This window comes from Tenacibaculum discolor (assembly GCF_003664185.1).
GTDB lineage: Bacteria > Bacteroidota > Bacteroidia > Flavobacteriales > Flavobacteriaceae > Polaribacter > Polaribacter discolor.
Genome location: NZ_RCCS01000005.1, coordinates 513,223 through 531,341 on the forward strand (window position 1 = coordinate 513,223; position 18,119 = coordinate 531,341).

Annotated in this window: 14 protein-coding genes; 3 read left to right on the top strand and 11 right to left on the bottom strand. The window is 31.9% G+C overall.

All coding sequences use genetic code 11. From position 1 onward, the window contains the following. Nucleotides 1-87: 87 nt before the first annotated feature. The 10 genes from C8N27_RS05875 to C8N27_RS05920 all read right to left on the bottom strand — a co-directional run bounded on the left by C8N27_RS05875 (nucleotide 88) and on the right by C8N27_RS05920 (nucleotide 10,498). Nucleotides 88-1,668, bottom strand: a complete 1,581-nt coding sequence (locus C8N27_RS05875) for a SulP family inorganic anion transporter (protein ID WP_099215156.1) — start codon at nucleotides 1,666-1,668, stop codon at nucleotides 88-90. Between the two features lie 181 nt (nucleotides 1,669-1,849). Beyond that, the gene (locus C8N27_RS05880; protein WP_237270792.1) at nucleotides 1,850-2,149 is read right to left on the bottom strand and encodes a hypothetical protein; all 300 of its coding nucleotides are present in this window, start codon (nucleotides 2,147-2,149) and stop codon (nucleotides 1,850-1,852) included. A gap of 53 nt (nucleotides 2,150-2,202) precedes the next feature. Continuing rightward, nucleotides 2,203-2,955, bottom strand: a complete 753-nt coding sequence (locus C8N27_RS05885; protein ID WP_099215157.1) for an SH3 domain-containing protein — start codon at nucleotides 2,953-2,955, stop codon at nucleotides 2,203-2,205. Further along, nucleotides 2,955-4,718: a BatD family protein gene (locus C8N27_RS05890; protein WP_121146628.1), complete on the bottom strand. Its 1,764-nt coding sequence runs from the start codon at nucleotides 4,716-4,718 to the stop codon at nucleotides 2,955-2,957. Before C8N27_RS05890 ends, C8N27_RS05885 begins: the two co-directional genes overlap by 1 nt. Before the next feature lie 51 nt (nucleotides 4,719-4,769). Next, on the bottom strand, nucleotides 4,770-5,594 hold the full coding sequence (locus C8N27_RS05895) for a tetratricopeptide repeat protein (protein WP_099215159.1): 825 nt from the start codon (nucleotides 5,592-5,594) through the stop codon (nucleotides 4,770-4,772). An 8-nt stretch (nucleotides 5,595-5,602) separates the two neighbouring features. After that, nucleotides 5,603-6,640, bottom strand: a complete 1,038-nt coding sequence (locus tag C8N27_RS05900) for a VWA domain-containing protein (protein WP_176550561.1) — start codon at nucleotides 6,638-6,640, stop codon at nucleotides 5,603-5,605. A gap of 5 nt (nucleotides 6,641-6,645) precedes the next feature. After that, nucleotides 6,646-7,653, bottom strand: a complete 1,008-nt coding sequence (locus tag C8N27_RS05905; RefSeq protein WP_121146681.1) for a vWA domain-containing protein — start codon at nucleotides 7,651-7,653, stop codon at nucleotides 6,646-6,648. Then, nucleotides 7,640-8,557 carry a hypothetical protein gene (locus tag C8N27_RS05910; protein WP_099215161.1) on the bottom strand — a complete coding sequence of 306 codons (918 nt, stop codon included), beginning with the start codon at nucleotides 8,555-8,557 and terminating at the stop codon, nucleotides 7,640-7,642. The genes C8N27_RS05905 and C8N27_RS05910 overlap by 14 nt, the downstream gene beginning before the upstream one ends. A 9-nt stretch (nucleotides 8,558-8,566) precedes the next feature. Further along, the gene (locus C8N27_RS05915) at nucleotides 8,567-9,433 is read right to left on the bottom strand and encodes a DUF58 domain-containing protein (protein WP_099215162.1); all 867 of its coding nucleotides are present in this window, start codon (nucleotides 9,431-9,433) and stop codon (nucleotides 8,567-8,569) included. 75 nt (nucleotides 9,434-9,508) lie between these two features. Beyond that, nucleotides 9,509-10,498 carry an AAA family ATPase gene (locus C8N27_RS05920; RefSeq protein ID WP_121146629.1) on the bottom strand — a complete coding sequence of 330 codons (990 nt, stop codon included), beginning with the start codon at nucleotides 10,496-10,498 and terminating at the stop codon, nucleotides 9,509-9,511. A 224-nt stretch (nucleotides 10,499-10,722) separates the two neighbouring features. Between C8N27_RS05920 and C8N27_RS05925 the strand changes: the two genes are divergently transcribed. Both C8N27_RS05925 and C8N27_RS05930 read left to right on the top strand, forming a co-directional pair. After that, on the top strand, nucleotides 10,723-13,428 hold the full coding sequence (locus C8N27_RS05925) for a TonB-dependent receptor (RefSeq protein WP_121146630.1): 2,706 nt from the start codon (nucleotides 10,723-10,725) through the stop codon (nucleotides 13,426-13,428). Between the two features lie 446 nt (nucleotides 13,429-13,874). After that, nucleotides 13,875-16,727 carry a TonB-dependent receptor gene (locus tag C8N27_RS05930; protein WP_244174716.1) on the top strand — a complete coding sequence of 951 codons (2,853 nt, stop codon included), beginning with the start codon at nucleotides 13,875-13,877 and terminating at the stop codon, nucleotides 16,725-16,727. A 46-nt stretch (nucleotides 16,728-16,773) separates the two neighbouring features. Here C8N27_RS05930 and C8N27_RS05935 read toward each other — a convergent pair whose 3' ends face one another. Next, nucleotides 16,774-17,541 (bottom strand): UDP-2,3-diacylglucosamine diphosphatase, encoded by a 768-nt coding sequence (locus C8N27_RS05935; RefSeq protein WP_121146632.1) that lies wholly within the window; start codon nucleotides 17,539-17,541, stop codon nucleotides 16,774-16,776. Between the two features lie 91 nt (nucleotides 17,542-17,632). Here C8N27_RS05935 and C8N27_RS05940 point away from each other — a divergent pair, with 91 nt between their 5' ends. Continuing rightward, nucleotides 17,633-18,082 carry a nucleoside deaminase gene (locus C8N27_RS05940; RefSeq protein WP_121146633.1) on the top strand — a complete coding sequence of 150 codons (450 nt, stop codon included), beginning with the start codon at nucleotides 17,633-17,635 and terminating at the stop codon, nucleotides 18,080-18,082. Nucleotides 18,083-18,119 lie beyond the last annotated feature (37 nt).

Below are 18,119 nucleotides of genomic sequence, written 5' to 3' on the forward strand. Positions count from 1 at the left end.
ATATATTTTTATAAGTTATGTTATATCGTTTTTATTATTACAAACAATACAAGTTTAAGAATATTGTTTGTAAAGTATTTTAAGGTTTTACGCTGCTTTAGGTCTAAGTTTAAAGAATTTAATAAAGCTTTCAGGGTTTTCTACAACACCGCGTTCTGAAATAAGTTTAATATTGATGTTTTTTTCTTTTGCTTTGAATGCAAAATCCTCTAAAATTTCAATAATATCATTATCTAAGTATCTAGTTTTTCTTACATCTAATTCTAAATGAGTGTCTTCAGGTAAACTATCTAACTCTTTTAAAATAGCCCCTTTATTAAAGAAAGTTACTTCTTCAGCAAGTGTCATTTTTATTTTATGTACACCATTACTTTTATCTTCAATATGTAAGAAGTGAGAGTTTTGGTAGCTTTTTATTAAGATAACAAAAACTCCTACTGCTAATCCTAAAGAAATTCCTGTAAGTAAATCGGTGAAAACAATACCTAAAACAGTTACAATAAAAGGAACAAATTGTTTCCATCCTAAAGAAAACATTTGTTTAAATAAGCTAGGTTTTGCTAACTTGTAGCCAACAACTAATAGTATTGCTGCTAAAACAGATAAAGGTATTTTATTTAATAAGGTAGGAATTAAAATAACTGATAGTAGTAATAATACCCCGTGAATAATTGCTGACATTTTAGATTTACCTCCTGATTGAATATTGGCAGAACTTCTAACAATTACTTGAGTAATAGGTAAACCTCCGATTAAACCAGATAAGATATTTCCTGTTCCTTGTGCTAATAATTCTCTATTTGTTGGAGTTACATTTTTATCTGGATCTAATTTATCTGTAGCTTCAACACAAAGTAAAGTTTCTAAACTAGCTACTAATGCAATTGTAAACGCAGTTACCCAAACTTCATAGTTTGTAATAGCGCTAAAGTCAGGGAATGTAAATTGTGTTAAGAAAGAATCGAAACTTTCAGGAATTGGTACACTTACCAAATGAGAAGCTTGTATTGCTAATGTTTCATTTCCTTGTGTTACTGTAAAAAATATAATTCCTGTTACTACAGCTACTAAAGGTCCTTGAATTAATTGGAATATTTTTCCTTTTTTACTTAAAACTTTATCCCAAAGAATTAAAATAGCTAACCCAATAAAACCAATAACCATTGATCCTATGGTAATATTATCAGTTATACTTAAAATAGCTGAAAAAGTGTTTTCACCTGAAGGTTCTATAAAGCTATCTGCTCCTTCTGGTTCAGCATCATATCCGAAGAAATGAGGAATTTGCTTTAAAATTATAATAATACCAATACCGGTAAGCATTCCTTTAATTACTGATGAAGGAAAGTAGTAACCAATAACTCCAGCTTTAAGAACACCAAAAAGTATTTGAATAATACCTCCTAATACAACAGCTACTAAGAAGTTTTCATAACCACCTAAGGCACCAATAGCAGTTAATACAATGGCAGCTAAACCAGCTGCAGGGCCACTAACTCCAATTTTAGAACCACTTAAGGCTCCGACAACAGTACCCCCTATAATTCCAGCAATTACACCTGAAAAAAGAGGAGCTCCACTAGCTAAAGCAATACCTAAACATAAAGGTAAGGCAACAAAGAATACAACAATACTTGCGGGTAAGTCGCTTTTAATAGTTTTAAACATAATATATGCGTTTGTTTAGACTCCAAATAAAAATTTAGAGCGTATTTAATTTAAATGATTGATTTTAATAAGAGAAACTCAAAATGTCTCAATGAAGCAATAGTGTTATTGCTGCGTATTGAAATATTTTTCCAGGTTTTCTATTTGAGACCTCTTATAGGAGGTACTTACTTAAATATTATTAAGCAGTAAAAAACTCAGGAGGTGGGGTAAGAATTTTTGGGTATTGTGAAACGTAGTTTTTAGATAGAAAACTAACGTTTTTCTTTTTTTGGATTTTCTTATATAAAAAAGAAGTATAATCTTCATTAGGGTGAGCTTTTAGTTCAGCTACCTTAACATGTTTAGTGTTTTCTTCTTCTTCACTAAGGTTTAAGAAAATAGTAATATCTTGATCTTTATCAACCAACGTAATTATCGAAGGCGTAACAATAATGCCCGCAAACAGTACGAAAAAAAAGATGGCAATTTTAGATTTCAATATTTTTTTATTTATTTAGAGGCAAAAGTAGTTAATTTTTTAACGCTAAAATGTTATAGTTCTTTTAAAATTTTGGATTTAACCCATCCGACTTTACCATCAGCAAGTTTTATTTTTTTCCAATTATCTACCGAATCTAGCACATTAACTTTGGTTCCTTCGTGTAATGTGAAAATCTCATTTGAGCTATCTGTAGGTTCATTATTAACAGAAACTTCTTCAATGTAAATAATAGCTTCAGTAGTGTTTTTAGCTTGATTGTATTGTGTATATGTAATAACTAAAGAGATACTTAAAAGTAAAAATGATAAAATACTAGTTGTAAAGTAAGTTCTTTTTTTACTTGGTGTATAGGCAAAGTAAAAGAGTAAAAATAAAATAGAGGCAATAAAAGAAAGTACAATGGTAATTACAGCCCAAGTGTTATAGGTAAACTTTTGTAAGTAGTTTTTGTTGAATTTTTGAAAAACTGATTTTGGTAATGCCTCAATTCTATCAAGAGTTAAGCGTCTTGCTATAATTAAGTTGTTTTTTGCATCTTCATTTAAAGGGTTTAACTGTAATGCTTTCTCATAATTATAAATTGCAGGAGCTATTTTATTAAGCTTGTAGTAACAATTACCCAAGTTGTAATATACTTCGGAGGATGCTAGATTTTCATCTTCTATTTGCTCGTATAGTTTAATAGCTTCTTCATAATTACCTTCTTTGTATAAAGAATTAGCGTTTGAAAATAAATCGTTGGCATTTTGTGCTAACGTAATTGTTGACACAAATAAGAATAAATGTATAATTAGCTTTCTCATTATAACTGTCTATCTAATTGCGTTATTACTTGTTTTGCTTTTTCATATTCCTCTTTCATTTGCACATTAGTAATTGGAGTATATCTAGCAAAATCACAATCGTTAAATACTTCAATAAAATTATTAATGGTTTCTTTATTAACGTTTTTGTTAGCTAATAAATCAGTAATTTTTTCACGACTTATGTCAGATGTTTCCACACCTAGTTTTGCTTTTAAGTAATTATGTAAGGCTCTTTCTAAAGCTTCATAAAAAGCTTCTTTATTACCTAATTGCTTTTGTGCTTCTGATAAGTATTTCTTAGCAAGCTTGTCTGCTTTTCGTAGTTTGTTTCCTAGCACATCGCTATCACGTTCTTCTTTCTTCTTCTGAATAACGATTCCAACGGGAATTGCTAAAATAGGAAGTAGCAAAAGAATATAAAATAGGGTCGATTTAAAGAAATCATCTGTTTTTACAGGTTGTAAATTAGTATTTGTTTGAATATATCTAAAGTCACTACCTGTAACTTTTATATCTTGCTTGACTACTGTATTAGCATCAGAGTTTGTTGGAACTTCTTTTCCTTCTAAAACATCAACGTATAAATCATCTGTAGTGATGGTTTGGTATACTTTTTCTTTAGGGTTAAAGTAAGAAAAGCTAATTTTTGGAATTCTATATTTTCCTTTAAATTCAGGAACAACAGTATAGTTATCAGTAACGGAACCAGATAATCCAGTTCCAGTAATACGAACGTTTTCTTTTCTTTCTGGTTGATAAACTTCTAGTTCTTTAGGAGTTTCAATTTTTGGAAGTTCAAAAAGTTTTAAATTTCCTTTACCATTAACCGAAACTTTAATTTGTGACGATTCATTTGCTTTTAAGGTATTTTTACTTAAAGAAACATCAAAAGAAAATTCACCAACAGCTCCTGTGAAGTCTTCTGGTTTGTTCTTGAGAGGTAAAGCCTGAGCGTTAACAATCTTCTTAGCAGAAGAAAACTCTTTACGAACTTGACGTGTAATTACATTTCCGAAAAAGTCAGCTCTTCCGGTAGGAACTGCCACAATTATATCCATTTTCATAGGATCTATTGTCAGTTTACCAGAGGTTGTTGGGATTAACAAGGCTTTGTGTAAAACAGCGTAACGATAATTTTCCCCATTATAGGTGCCTGTTTTAACTGGTATTCCGTTACGTTTAATTTCTTGATTCCAGAAACCGTTATACTGTGGGGCTTCGGTTATTGCATTGTCGTAAATACCAACATTATCGCTAAAATATAATCGATATTCTACATAAATTCCCTCACCAACATAAGGTTTAGATTTAGAAATTTCAGCAACTAAATGAATATTTTGCTCAGCAATATAACTAGGATCATTTGGGTTTTTGGGAATGTCAACAGCATCTAAAACAATAATTTTTACGGGATTTGATTTTATTGTTTTTCCATCAATTTCAATACTGGCTGAAGGGATGTTAAATTCTCCTTTTCTTTTAGGTTGCAGTATGAAAGTATATGATTGATTAAAAGAGACTTTACCGTTAATCCAGGATTGACTTACTGATTGACTAGGACCACCAACTATTTTAAAATTTGTGAAGTTAGGAGCTTCAAAATTATCTGCTCCTTGTTTGTTGATTGAAAACTCAACACGTAACCGTTGGTTTACACCCAATTTGTTTTTACTAACGGTAGCCGTTAATGCAGCGTCTTGCGCATTAATGGTTAATGTTATAAAACTAACTAATAACGATATGTATATTTTCAACTTCATGTTATTTTTCAAAAATGTCTAAAAATAAATAAGATTTTAAAAACTGTAAAATTACCAGTCTTTTTCTTGTTTTACTTTTCTTCCTTTTGATTTTTTCGCATTCATTTTTTTCTGCGTCTTGTTTTCCTCATTATTTAAACTCTCTAAAAGTTGTTTCATTTGTTCAGGAGTCATTTTACCTTGTTGAGGTTTAGGCTTTTGATTTTGTTTGTCTTTTTGGTCTTGATTAGGTTTTTGTTGATTTTTTTGATCGTCATTTTTCTGATCTTGTTTATCATCTTTTTTATCCTTATCGTCGCCTTTCTGATCTTTATTTTTGTCGTTCTTTTTGTCTTTGTCGTTTTGTTTTTGTTGATCTTTATTTTTGTCGTTCTTTTTGTCTTTGTTTTTATCCTTGTTGTCCTTCTGGTTTTGTTGTTGCTTTTTAACTTCTTTTTGAGCAACAGCTAAATTATAACGTGTTTCATCGTCATTCGGATTTCTACGTAAGGAATTTTTAAAGGCTTCAACAGCTTGTTCATATTGCTTTTGTTCCATCATAGCATTACCTATGTTGTGATAAGCTTCAGCCTGAGCCATTTTGTCTTTTGAAGTCTCAGTAGTTACTTTAAACTGTTCTACAGCTTCTTTGTATTTCTTTTCTTGGTATAAAGTATTACCAAAATTATAACTTGCTTTTTCATACTTGCTGTTCTTACCTAAAGCTTTTCGGTAGGCAATAGCAGCATCACTAAACTTTTGTTTATTGTATAGTTTGTTTCCTTCTCGTAACAAAGCACGTGCTTCACGCTGTAGTTTAAGTGTGTCTTGTTGCGCATTTGCCATTGCAGAAACTGCAAAAACTAGAATGAATATTAAATTTTGTAAACTTTTCATACTACACTTTAAGATTCTTCGTTAAACAAATCTACTTTCTTCAACCATTTGGTTTTCTTATCGAACAAAAACATATCTAAAATTAAAAACAACAGTCCAATTCCTACAAACCATTGAAATTGGTCTTTATAATCAGAAAATTGTTTTGTCTCAAATTCATTTTTTTGTGCATTTCCAATAATCTTCTCAATGGCTTCTACTGGATTTTCAGTTTTATTACCATCAAAATATTGTCCGTCAGAAGCATCAGCAACTCCTTGTAAAACATCAGGCTTTCTTTGGGTAATTACTGTTTCTCCCATTCTGTCTTTTTTATAACCAATAAGCGCGCCATTTAATTTAATAGGAATTGGGCCTCCTTTTTCAGTTCCTACACCTACCGTGTAAACTTTTACTCCTTCGTTGGCGATATTTTGAGCCACTTGTTTTGTCTCTTCTTGGTGATCTTCACCATCTGAAATAATTATTAAAAAACGATTAGTTTGCTCATCGTTATCGTAATAAGTGTTTGCTAGATTTAAAGCTTCATTAATGGCTGTTCCTTGACTTGAAACCATATCTGGATTAGCGTTTTGCAAAAACATTTTTGCTGCAGCATGGTCAGTGGTAATAGGTAGTAAAGGGTAAGCATTACCTGCATAGATAATAATACCAACTCTATCACTTCCTAACTTATCAATAGTTTTAGATATAATTTGTTTTGCTTTTTCTAATCTGTTAGGAGCAATATCTTCAGCTAACATACTTTTAGAAACATCTAATGCAAACACTACATCAACACCTTCTCTTTTAACGGTTTTTAGTTTTGTTCCCATTTTTGGGTTAACTAATGAGAGAATTAAAAACGATAATCCTACTAAAAAGAAAACAAGTTTTAATACTGATTTAAAGGTTGATGTGTTTGGTGCTATTTTAGATAAAAGAGCTGGATTAGCAAATTTTTTTTGAGTTCGTTTTTTCCACCATAAAACTAATAGGAAAACCACAATTATTACAGGAATAATTGCAAAAAGATAAAAATATATTGGTTCTTCTAATTTGTACATCTTGCTTAAATAAAACTTTTAAATACTGTATTTTTTAGGGTGAATTCTAAGAGTAAAAATATTCCTGCTAGAAGAACTAAAAAGCGATATTTTTCAGAGTAATTATAATATTTAAACTCTTCGATTTTAGTTTTTTCTAACTTGTCAATCTCGTCATAAATTTCTTTCAACTTAGTGTTGTTAGTTGCTCTAAAATATTTACCACCAGTTTCGTTAGCAATATGTTTTAGTAAATCTTCGTCAATTTCTACTTGTTGGTTTTTAAATGAAATTTTCCCTGTTCTTGGGTCTTTAGCCCAAGGAAAAGGAGCCATTCCGTTAGTTCCAATACCAATAGTATAAACCTTAATACCGTTTCCCTTTGCTAAATCAGTAGCAGTTTTAGGATCAACAAAACCAGCATTATTTACACCGTCTGTCAATAAGATAATAACTTTACTTTTGGCTTTACTATCCTTTAGTCTGTTAACCGCAGAACCTAAGCCCATACCTATAGCTGTTCCTCCTTCTAGTTGTCCCCATTTAATTTCTGAAATGGTTCTTTTTACAATAGATTTATCACTAGTTATCGGAGTTTGTGTAAAACTTTCTCCTGCATAAACTACAATACCAATACGATCATTTGGACGTCGGTTTATAAAGTCAGTTGCAACTCTTTTTAAAGCTTCCAGACGGTTTGGTTTAAGGTCTTTTGCTAACATACTGGCTGAAACATCAACAGCCATTACAATATCTATTCCTCGATTCGTCTTAGTTTTTTTACTAACAGCTACATTTCTAGGGCGTGCCAAAGCAACTATTAAACAGGTTAATGCTAATAACCTTAAGAATTGTAGTAAAGGTTTTAGTTTAGGTAAAATTGAACCCTGTACTTTAAAACCTTTAGTACTTGGCATTCTAAGCTGAGCACTATCTTTTTTTTGGGTGTAAAAACTCCAAAAAGCTAATAAAGGAATTAATACTAGCAACCATAAAAACTCAGGACTATGAAACTCGAAATTATTCCACTTCATCATCTTCTTCTTGTTTTTTAGGTTTTAAATTGTCTATTATAAGCTTTGCATCTTTTCGATCTTCCTCTATTTCGTACGATAAAGGCTTAGACTTTGCAAATTTTACTAAGTCAGACTCTTGTAACAGTCCCTTTAATTTGTCAATAATTTCCCTAGAGGTTTCTATTGATTTTGTGTCATTGAAGTCTTTTAAAACGTCAATTAATTCATCAGTAGTACTTTCTAAGGCAGGTACATGTAACTCTCTTTCAATATAACCTCTTATAATGTCTGTTAGTTCACTATAATATTTTTTAACCTGATTATTTTGCCACAATAGTTTTTTGTCAAGTTCCTCCAGTTTTTGTATTGCTTCTTCATAAGGAGGCAATAAAGGGATAATAACCTTTTCTTCTTGTTCTTTTTTCTTTTTGAAAACAAAGAAGTAGAGTAGTAGAGCTATAATAATAAAGGCTATTACAACCCACCAGATGTATTGTTTGAAATCGTCAAACTGATATGGTTCTCCCTTAATTCCTTTAATAGGGAATTTTTTAATTTTAGTAGTGTCAATAGGAACAGTAGCTACGTTAACTAGTAAACTATCGGTTAAATAAGCTTGGTTTCTAATAAATATTTGTTGTTGCGGAATGTAAAAAGCACCGCTATCAAAGCCTGTTAAAATATATTTTCGGATGAGTTTGTTTTCAATAGTGTCGATTTTGAGTGTATCGATAACCTCTAATCCTTTTAGGTTTTCTAGCTTAGGAATGATAACATTTTCAGTTTCATTAACAGATATTTTATATTGAAACTGTTCACCAATTCTGATGTTTGTTGTGTCAATTTCTGCTTTTACCTGAGGTTGTTGTGCAAAGGCAAAAGAAGTTAAAAACAAGCATATGTAAAGTAGTTTGTGTTTCATTGTTTGTTCTTATCCTTTTCGTTTAAAATAACCTAACAATTTTCGTACGTAACTTTCATCAACTCTAGTATTGATAGTTCCTGCACCACTTTTGGTAAAAGTGGATTCAAAGTAATTTGTTAAACGTAAAGCGTTAGCTTTGTAGTGAGTTCTAACTGATTTTGAACTCGTATTAACCAATTGAGTTTTTCCTGTTTCAGCATCCATCATAGGAACCATTCCTAAATTAGGGATTTCCTCATCATGTTTGTCATATACACGTATACCAGTTACATCATGTTTATTACCAACAATTTTCAACGTACGTTCGTAATCATCGTCCATAAAATCAGAAAGCATGAAAACAATCGCTTTCTTTTTCATGATGTTGGATAAAAATTTGAGAGCTTCACTAATGTTAGTTTGTCTACTTTTTGGTTGAAACTCGATAAGCTCACGAATAATTCGTAATACGTGACTTTTCCCTTTTTTAGGTGGAATATACAGTTCAACTTGATCAGAAAACAGAATTAACCCGACTTTATCGTTATTTTGAATAGCAGAAAAGGCTAATGTAGCTGCAATTTCTGTTACGGTATCTTTTTTAAATTGTTCAGAAGTACCAAAAAACTCAGAACCAGAAATGTCTACTACCAACATCATGGTAAGTTCGCGTTCTTCTTCAAAAACTTTTACATAAGGTTCGTTGTAGCGAGCGGTAACATTCCAATCAATAGCTCTGATATCGTCTCCATATTGATATTGACGTACTTCAGAAAAAGTCATACCTCTACCTTTAAAGGTTGAGTGATATTCACCTCCAAAAATATGATTAGACAGCCTACGTGTCTTTATTTCTATTTTTCGAACTTTTTTTAGTAACTCTTTTGTATCCATGTTTTCAATTGTCAGTTAACAGTTATCAATAATCAGTAAAGTGTTTTTGGCTGATAATTGCTCATTGATAATTGATTAAGGTACTTGTACTTCGTTAATAATAGAATTGATAATATCTATAGATGTAATGTTCTCAGCTTCTGCTTCATATGTAATACCAATTCTGTGGCGTAAAACATCATTTACTATTGCTCTAACATCTTCAGGGATCACGTATCCTCTTCGTTTGATGAAAGCATAACACTTTGCAGCTTTTGCTAAAGCGATACTACCACGAGGAGAAGATCCAAAACTGATAAGAGGCTTTAATTTCTCTAAATTATATTTTTCTGGATAACGAGTTGCGAAAACAATATCTAAGATATATTTTTCGATTTTTTCATCCATATAAACCTCATTAACTACGTTACGAGCTTTTATAACCTGGTCTATAGAAATTACAGGGTTTATTTTTTGAAAACTTCCGTTTAAGTTTTGGCGCATAATAAGTTGCTCGTCTTGTAATTTTGGATAGTCAATTACAGTTTTTAGCATAAAACGGTCTACCTGTGCTTCAGGAAGAGGATAAGTTCCTTCTTGTTCTACTGGGTTTTGAGTGGCCATTACCAAGAATGGTTCATCCAATTTAAAAGTTTCATCTCCAATGGTGATTTGACGTTCTTGCATTGCTTCTAATAAAGCAGACTGTACTTTAGCAGGAGCACGGTTAATCTCATCAGCTAATACAAAGTTGGCAAAAATAGGTCCCTTTTTAATAGAGAAATCATTTTCTTTTACATTGTATATCATAGTACCTACCACATCAGCAGGTAATAAATCTGGAGTAAACTGAATACGACTAAAGCTTCCGTCAACTGCTTTTGAAAGTGTGTTAATGGCTAAGGTTTTTGCCAGTCCAGGAACACCTTCTAATAAGATATGTCCATTTCCTAAAAGTCCAATTAGTAATCGCTCAATCATGTGTTTTTGACCCACAATTACTTTGTTCATTTCTGTAGTTAACAAATCTACAAAAGCACTTTCTCTTTCTATCTTTTCATTGATGGCTCTTACATCTATATCCATAGTAATTGAAATAAATTAGAATTTTTATGAAACAAAGCTACAATAATAAGAAAATAACAGCTGTTAAAGTATGGTTAAAGCTAAAAACATTCTAGGTCCTTGTTGTTTTTTTAAATCAACATATATTTTTTTATGTTTTTGTTTATTTTTTATGTTTAAATTTGTTATTCTTGTTGTAAATTAACACATTTTAACGTTTTAATTTTAACTAAACTTAATTACTTATGGATAAAAAAAATAAAGTAATTGTCTTCATTTTATTGATGTCTTTTGCGTCAGTGATTGGTCAGACAATAAAAGGTAAAGTAACAGATGAAAGTGGAGCGCCTCTTCCATTTGTAAATGTATTGGAGAAAGAAACTGTAAATGGAGTAAGTACAGATGATAAAGGAGAGTTTACTCTTAATGTAAAAAAGATACCAGTTACGTTGGTGTTTTCTTCGGTAGGATTCTCTACTTTAGAAAAAACAGTATACAAGGCTTCCTATGTTACAGTTGTTTTAAGAGATGATAATGTTTTGGATGAGGTTGTTTTAACAGGTAACCGTTCCAAACCGAGAACAATTTTAGACTCTGCTGTTCCTATTGATAATGTAAGTGTTAGGGAACTACAAGCAACAGGCCAAACAAATATTGATCAAATGTTGACTTATACAGTTCCTTCATACAATTCAAGTAATCAAACAATATCTGATGCAACAGCTCATTTTGATCCTGCTGATTTACGTGGATTAGGGCCTAGTAGAACATTGGTTTTGGTAAATGGAAAGCGAAAAAATCAGAGTGCTTTAGTGTATGTAAATGATACACCAGGAAAAGGTGAAGTAGGTGTGGATATGAAAAGTATTCCAACTGCAGCTATTGAAAGAGTGGAGATTTTGCGTGATGGAGCTTCTGCTCAATATGGTTCAGATGCAGTAGCTGGTGTTGTTAATATAATATTGAAGAAGAATATTGACTTCACTCAGGTAAATGTAAACTCAGGGGTAACCAAAGAAGGAGATGGTTTTAATATTGATGGTGATGTTAACCATACGTTTACTTTTGGTGAAGGAGGGTTTGTTAATACTACCTTAGGGCTGAGCTATCAAGAAAAAACAAACAGAGCAGGTAGGCCAGGTACTGATGTTTTGTTTGGAGAGACATGGGCAGGAATTTTTAAAGATGAGTTTGATGATGGAAACATAACGCAAGCTGAACTTGATGCTGGTTTGGTATTTGCAGAAAGTCTTTCAAATGGATCTTATCCTTGGATTCAAGAAAATCCAGATTTAGGAATGACAGTTGGACAACCAGAAATGAAAAAAGGTGATTTATTTGTAAATGCAGAGTACCCTTTAAATGATAATACAAAACTATACGCCTTTGGAGGGTTTAATATGAGACAAGGAAAAAGTTTTGCTTTGTATAGAACACCATACTGGCCAGGGCTATCATTTGACGGAAGTAATAACCCATTATATAGCGGAGGTGAATATCAGGGGTTTCAACCAACCTTTGAGACCGATATTCAAGATATTTTGTTTACTGCAGGAGGTAAGTTTAAGTTGGGTGAGTTTGATGCAGATTTAAGTGGTAGTTTTGGGCGTAATTCTGTAGATTATACCATAGGAAATACAATCAACGGGAGTCTAGGATCTAATAGTCCAACGTCTTTTGATGCTGGGGCATATGCTTTTAGTAATATTATCGGGAACTTTGATGTAAGTCGTTCTTTTGGAGATGTAAGTATAGGTTTAGGTGTAGAAGGTCGTCAGGAACGATTTGAAGTAACAGCAGGAGAAGAAGCGTCTTATATTGATGGAGGAGCACAATCATTTCCAGGTTTACAACCAAGTAACGCTTTAAATGAAACAAGAACAAATATTGGAGGTTATGGAACTTTAGATTGGGATGTTTCAGAAGATTTCTTAATAGGGGGAGCGTTACGCTATGAGAATTATTCTGACTTTGGAGATAATTTTTCATGGAAAGTGAGTTCTAGGTACAAAGTTGGGGAAGCAGGTGTGTTAAGAGCGTCATATAGTACTGGGTTTAGAGCGCCTTCATTACATCAAGTGTATTTAAGTAATGTACAAACTTTGGTTTCTGGAGGTACAATCTCTAATCAAGGAACATTCAACAACGTGAGTCCTGTGATTAAAGATTTAGGAGTAGCTTCATTGTTTGCAGAAACATCAAAAAATATTTCAGCAGGATTAACTGTTAAGGCTTCTAATGATTTTACTATTTCATTAGACTATTATAATGTTAAAGTAGAAGATAGAGTTGTATTTTCTGGGGAAATTGGAGGAACTGATGATAATGGTAATCCAAATGCTATTGTTCAACAAATTTTAGATGATAACAGTGTTACAAGTATTAAGTTTTTTATTAATGCGGCTGATACAAAAACAGAAGGATTTGATTACACAATGCGTTACAAAAATATAGATTTTGCAGTAGGAAAACTTGGTTTGAATTTAGCGTTAAATATTAACAGAACAAAGTTAGAAGGAGAAGTAAAAACCCCTACTAAATTGGCAAATTATAAGAATGCCATATTTAATAGAAAAGAACAGTCGAGAATTATTAGTGCAAGACCAAATACCAAACTTTTGTTTGGTGCAGATTACAAGTATAAAAAGTTTACCGCTTTTTTAAATAACACCTATTTTGGAGAAGTAACTTGGCAACATGCAACAGATCCGAATAAAGATCAAACATTTAGTGGGAAAGTAATAACTGATGTGTCTTTTGGTTATGAATTTTCAGATATGATTTCGTTTAATGCTCAGGTAAATAATTTATTTGATGTGTATCCAGATGAAATTGATACTAAAGGAGATTTTGTGACTGATTTAGGAGGGCGTTTTAAGTATCCATGGGAGGTAAATCAATTTGGATTCAATGGTATGACTTTTAAAGCAGGATTAACTTTTAAGTTCTAAGCTTAATTGTTAGATAAAAAAAGCACCTTTTTAAGGTGCTTTTTTTTTATGGCCTATTTCTTCATTGGTATAAGGTTTTTAAATAAAAACTCAATAAGTAAAACAACAATCCAATCATTAAAAATTATGCATAGATTCATGTACAATTGCAATGAGTTTATTGAGTCTTCATAGTAGAGTGTTATGAAATATTGAAAGAATATGTTTAAAATAGTTATAAGTAAATAAATGTGTTTGGAAGAGTAGAGTATAAGGAAATTTAATTTTCTATTGGAGTGCATAGATTGTTTTACTGGTTTTGATAAATAGTAATTTTTGTGTTAATGTGTTGGGAGTGATTTAATTACGGATATATTTGTTATGGAGTTTAAATATTAGTATGTTTATAATAAATTAACTTTTTTAACAAAAAAAAATAAAATAGCAATATGATTATGAAACAAAAAATGAAATTATTTGTTTGTGTTTTGTTGATGTCGTTTACATCAATGATTGGTCAGACGATAAAAGGAAAAATTACAGATACGAATGGAGCACCTTTGCCTTTTGTAAATGTAATAGAGAAAGGAACCACTAATGGTGTAACAACTGATGATAATGGAGAATATTTTTTAAAAGTAAGTCAGTTGCCTGTTACGGTTATAGTCTCTTCAGTAGGATTTAGAACGAAAGAAGTAAAAGTTACTGATAGCTCTTTTATTACAATTGTAATAGATGAATCGAGTGAGGCCTTAGAAGAGGTGGTAATTGTAGGTTCTCGTAATAAAGGTAGAGTTGCAATAGATTCTCCTGTAGCTATTGATGTGTTAGATGTTTCAAAGCTTACTCAATCAGCACCTCAAGTTACAGTGACAGAAATTCTAAATTATGCAGCACCGTCTTTTAATTCCAATCCTCAATCAATTTCAGATGGTACGGATCATATTGCGCCAGCAGCATTAAGAGGATTAGGTCCAGATCAGGTATTAGTGTTGATTAATGGGAAAAGACGTCACAAAACTGCTTTGGTAAACGTAAATGGTACTTTTGGTAGAGGTTCAGTGGGTACAGATATGACAACAATTCCATCAATTGCTATTGAAAGAATTGAAATTCTTAGAGATGGTGCAGCGGCTCAATATGGTTCTGATGCTATTGCAGGAATAATAAATATCGTCTTAAAGAAATCTACGAATAAGTTAGAAGTTAACTTAACAACAGGTGCAAATTTTACAAGTAAAAGTAGCCCTGAGAGAGATATAGACGGAGAAAAATTAAACTTAGGGTTAAATTATGGACTGCCAATTGGTAAAGATGGTGGATTTATAAATTTTACTGGAAATTTTGATTTTAGAGGATGGACTAATAGAATGCAAGAATGGGAAGGTTCAATATTTAATGCTTACAACTCTATTGAAAGAGTTGCAGCAGCAGATGGGTATAATATTTCAAACCTATTAGATGATGATTTAGATGATATTTTTAATTATGCAGGTGATGCAGGAATTACATTGAATGGTACTGAAACAAAAGAAGAATTGCGAACAATCTTAGGAGCTGATGTTACTGAAGCAGAGTTGTTAGCTCGTGGCTTGAAAAGAAGTGATTTTAACATGAGAGTGGGGCAATCAAGGGTAAGAGGAGCGCAGTTTTTTGCAAACATGGAAATTCCGTTAGGAAATGAAACCTTTATTTATGGTAATGCTGGTTTAAGTTATAAGAATGGTAATGCAGCAGGTTTCTATAGATTACCAAATCAATCTAGGGCATATACTCCAGCGTATATGAACGGATTTTTACCAGAGATAAACTCTAATATTCAAGACAAATCGTATGCGGTTGGAATAAAAGGAAAGTTAGGTGATTGGAATGTAGATTTTTCAAATACATTTGGTAGAAATGAGTTCAATTATTTGATAAGTAACTCAAGTAATGCATCTTTAGGTAATTCAACGCCTTTTGAAGCGAATTCAGGTGGGTTTTACTCAAGTGAAAATACAACAAATATTGACCTTAGTAAGTTTTACGAAGATGTAATGTCTGGTTTAAATATCGCTTTTGGAGCTGAATACCGTTTGGAAAATTATGGTATTATTGCAGGAGAGGAAGCGTCGTATGCGAGATATAATACATTGGGTAATGTACATGATCCAACAGATCCTGATTCAATGGTTCCTGAAGATTTTTTTGGTGAACCAAGACCAGGAGGTATTCAAGTGTTTCCTGGGTTTAAACCAGAAAATGAAGTAAACTCATTCAGAAACTCTATAGCTGGTTACATAGATGTAGAAGCAGATTTCACAGAGTCTTTTTTATTAAGTGGAGCTGTACGTTATGAGAATTTCTCAGACTTTGGAGGTACTTTAAATGTAAAAGTAGCATCTAGGGTAAAAGCTTCTAAAAATTTTAATTTAAGAGCTAGTTTACAAACAGGGTTTAGAGCACCATCATTGCATCAAATATCTTACAGTTCAACCAGTACCTTGTTTGTAGATGGTATACCAAATGAAGTTGGGGTATTTTCAAATACTTCGAGAGTTGCAAGAATTTTAGGAATAGGTAAATTAAAAGAAGAAACTTCTTTTGGGTTTTCAGCAGGTTTTACAGCAAAAGTGCCAAGTGCAAACTTAAAGTTTACGGTTGATGGATATCTTATAAATATTGATGACAGAGTAATATTAACAGGGAGTTTTGGTCATAATGATGACGCTGAGTTGAAAAAGTTGTTCCAACAAGCAAATGCTACACAAGCAGCATTTTTTGCAAATGCTGTAGATACTCAAACAAAAGGAGTAGATATTGTTGTAGATCACAAAGCAGACCTTTCTGATAAGATGAGGTTAACTAACACTTTAGCGTTTACATTTTCGAAAACGAATGAAGAAGGTGTGAATATTCCAACTGCTATAAAAAATGCAGACTTGTCAGAAACTTATTTTGACCCAACAAGTAGAATTTATTTAGAGTCTTCGGTTCCTACAACAAAAGGGAATTTATCACACAATTTAAGTGTTAATGACAAATGGAGTATCTTTTTAAGAAATAGTTATTTTGGAGAAGTTGAAGAAGCAACTAATAATGATAGCCCAAATATAGATACAACATTTGGAGGAAAAGTAGTAACAGACCTTTCTTTTGGATATAACTTTAATAAGAACCTAAGTTTAACATTAGGAGCAAATAATTTATTTGATGTTTATCCAGATAAAAATGACCCTGCTTTTAGATCTAGTGGGCGTTTTATCTACTCTAGACGTTCTGTACAGTTCGGAACTAATGGTAGACATTTATTTGCTAGATTACGTTTTGTGTTAGATTAAGACTGAAATAACTCATAAAAAAAGCACCTCAAAAAGGTGCTTTTTTTTATTGTTTATATTCTTTTAAAAATAGTTTATCGTTTTCAAAAACCGCATAGGTATAATACTGAATCCAATCACCTGTATTAAGGTAAACACTGTTCTCTTTAAGTTGAATTTCTAAAGGGAGATGTCTGTGTCCAAAAACAAAATAATCGTAGTGTTTGGTTTCTAATTTACGTTTACAATATTGTACTAGCCATTCATTGTCTTCGCCTAAAAATTTAGCATCCTCATCACCAGAAATCAATTTGTTTTTAACCGACATGTATTGTCCTAATCTAACTCCTAAATCTGGATGTAGCCAACGAAACATCCATTGAAATAGCGGGAATGTAAACACTTTTTTCATACGTTTATACCCTTTGTCTCCAGGTCCTAATCCATCACCATGGCCTATTAAAAATAATTTATCGTTGATTTTAAATTCTTGAGGTGAATGAAATACAGGAATGTTTAATTCCTTTTCAAAATAATCATGCATCCATAAATCATGATTTCCAACAAAAAAGTAAATCGGGATACCACTATCTTTTATTTCAGCAAGTTTACCTAAAACACGAACAAAACCTTTAGGAACAACAGTTTTATACTCAAACCAAAAATCGAATAAATCACCTAGAATAAAAATTACTTCAGCATCTTTTTTAACATCGTTTAGCCATGTAACAAACTTTTGTTCACGAGGAAAACTAGCTTCAGAAGTTGGAGCTCCTAAATGTTGGTCAGAAGCAAAATAGACTTTTTTATTTTCAGAAGTATTGATTGAAATCAAATCGTAAATTTTGGTAAAAATAAGTATTTTACCTAGAGTTTACACAAACAAATTTTGGCTACATTTGTTTTAGTATTTACAAAAACTCTTGTTGATGAAACCATTTGATGATGCCTACTTTATGAGAAAAGCTTTACAGGAAGCTGAGTTAGCTTTTGATAAAGGAGAGGTTCCTGTTGGTGCAGTTATTGTTTTTAAAGATCAAATAATAGCAAGAGCACATAACTTAACAGAGTTGTTAAATGATGTTACCGCACATGCAGAAATGCAAGCGTTTACTGCAGCAGCAGATTTTTTAGGTGGAAAGTATTTAAAAGACTGTACTTTGTATGTTACGCTAGAGCCTTGTCAAATGTGTGCGGGAGCGAGTTACTGGACGCAAATAGGTAAGATAGTGTACGGAGCTAGTGAACCTAAACTTGGTTTTTCTGTTTTACAAACTAAAATACATCCAAAAACAAAAGTAATATCAGGAGTTTTGGAAGAAGAGTGTGGCTTTTTGTTGAAGAAATTCTTTATTGAAAAACGCAACTTAAATTGACGATAGTCATTCCGAACTTGTTTCGAGACCTTATAAA

Coding starts and splice junctions, on each gene's coding strand:
- C8N27_RS05875 (WP_099215156.1), bottom strand. CDS start 1,668: ATGTTTAAAACTATTAAAAGCGACTTACCCGCAAGTATTGTTGTATTC.
- C8N27_RS05885 (WP_099215157.1), bottom strand. CDS start 2,955: ATGAGAAAGCTAATTATACATTTATTCTTATTTGTGTCAACAATTACG.
- C8N27_RS05890 (WP_121146628.1), bottom strand. CDS start 4,718: ATGAAGTTGAAAATATACATATCGTTATTAGTTAGTTTTATAACATTA.
- C8N27_RS05895 (WP_099215159.1), bottom strand. CDS start 5,594: ATGAAAAGTTTACAAAATTTAATATTCATTCTAGTTTTTGCAGTTTCT.
- C8N27_RS05900 (WP_176550561.1), bottom strand. CDS start 6,640: ATGTACAAATTAGAAGAACCAATATATTTTTATCTTTTTGCAATTATT.
- C8N27_RS05905 (WP_121146681.1), bottom strand. CDS start 7,653: ATGAAGTGGAATAATTTCGAGTTTCATAGTCCTGAGTTTTTATGGTTG.
- C8N27_RS05910 (WP_099215161.1), bottom strand. CDS start 8,557: ATGAAACACAAACTACTTTACATATGCTTGTTTTTAACTTCTTTTGCC.
- C8N27_RS05915 (WP_099215162.1), bottom strand. CDS start 9,433: ATGGATACAAAAGAGTTACTAAAAAAAGTTCGAAAAATAGAAATAAAG.
- C8N27_RS05920 (WP_121146629.1), bottom strand. CDS start 10,498: ATGGATATAGATGTAAGAGCCATCAATGAAAAGATAGAAAGAGAAAGT.
- C8N27_RS05925 (WP_121146630.1), top strand. CDS start 10,723: ATGGATAAAAAAAATAAAGTAATTGTCTTCATTTTATTGATGTCTTTT.
- C8N27_RS05930 (WP_244174716.1), top strand. CDS start 13,875: ATGAAATTATTTGTTTGTGTTTTGTTGATGTCGTTTACATCAATGATT.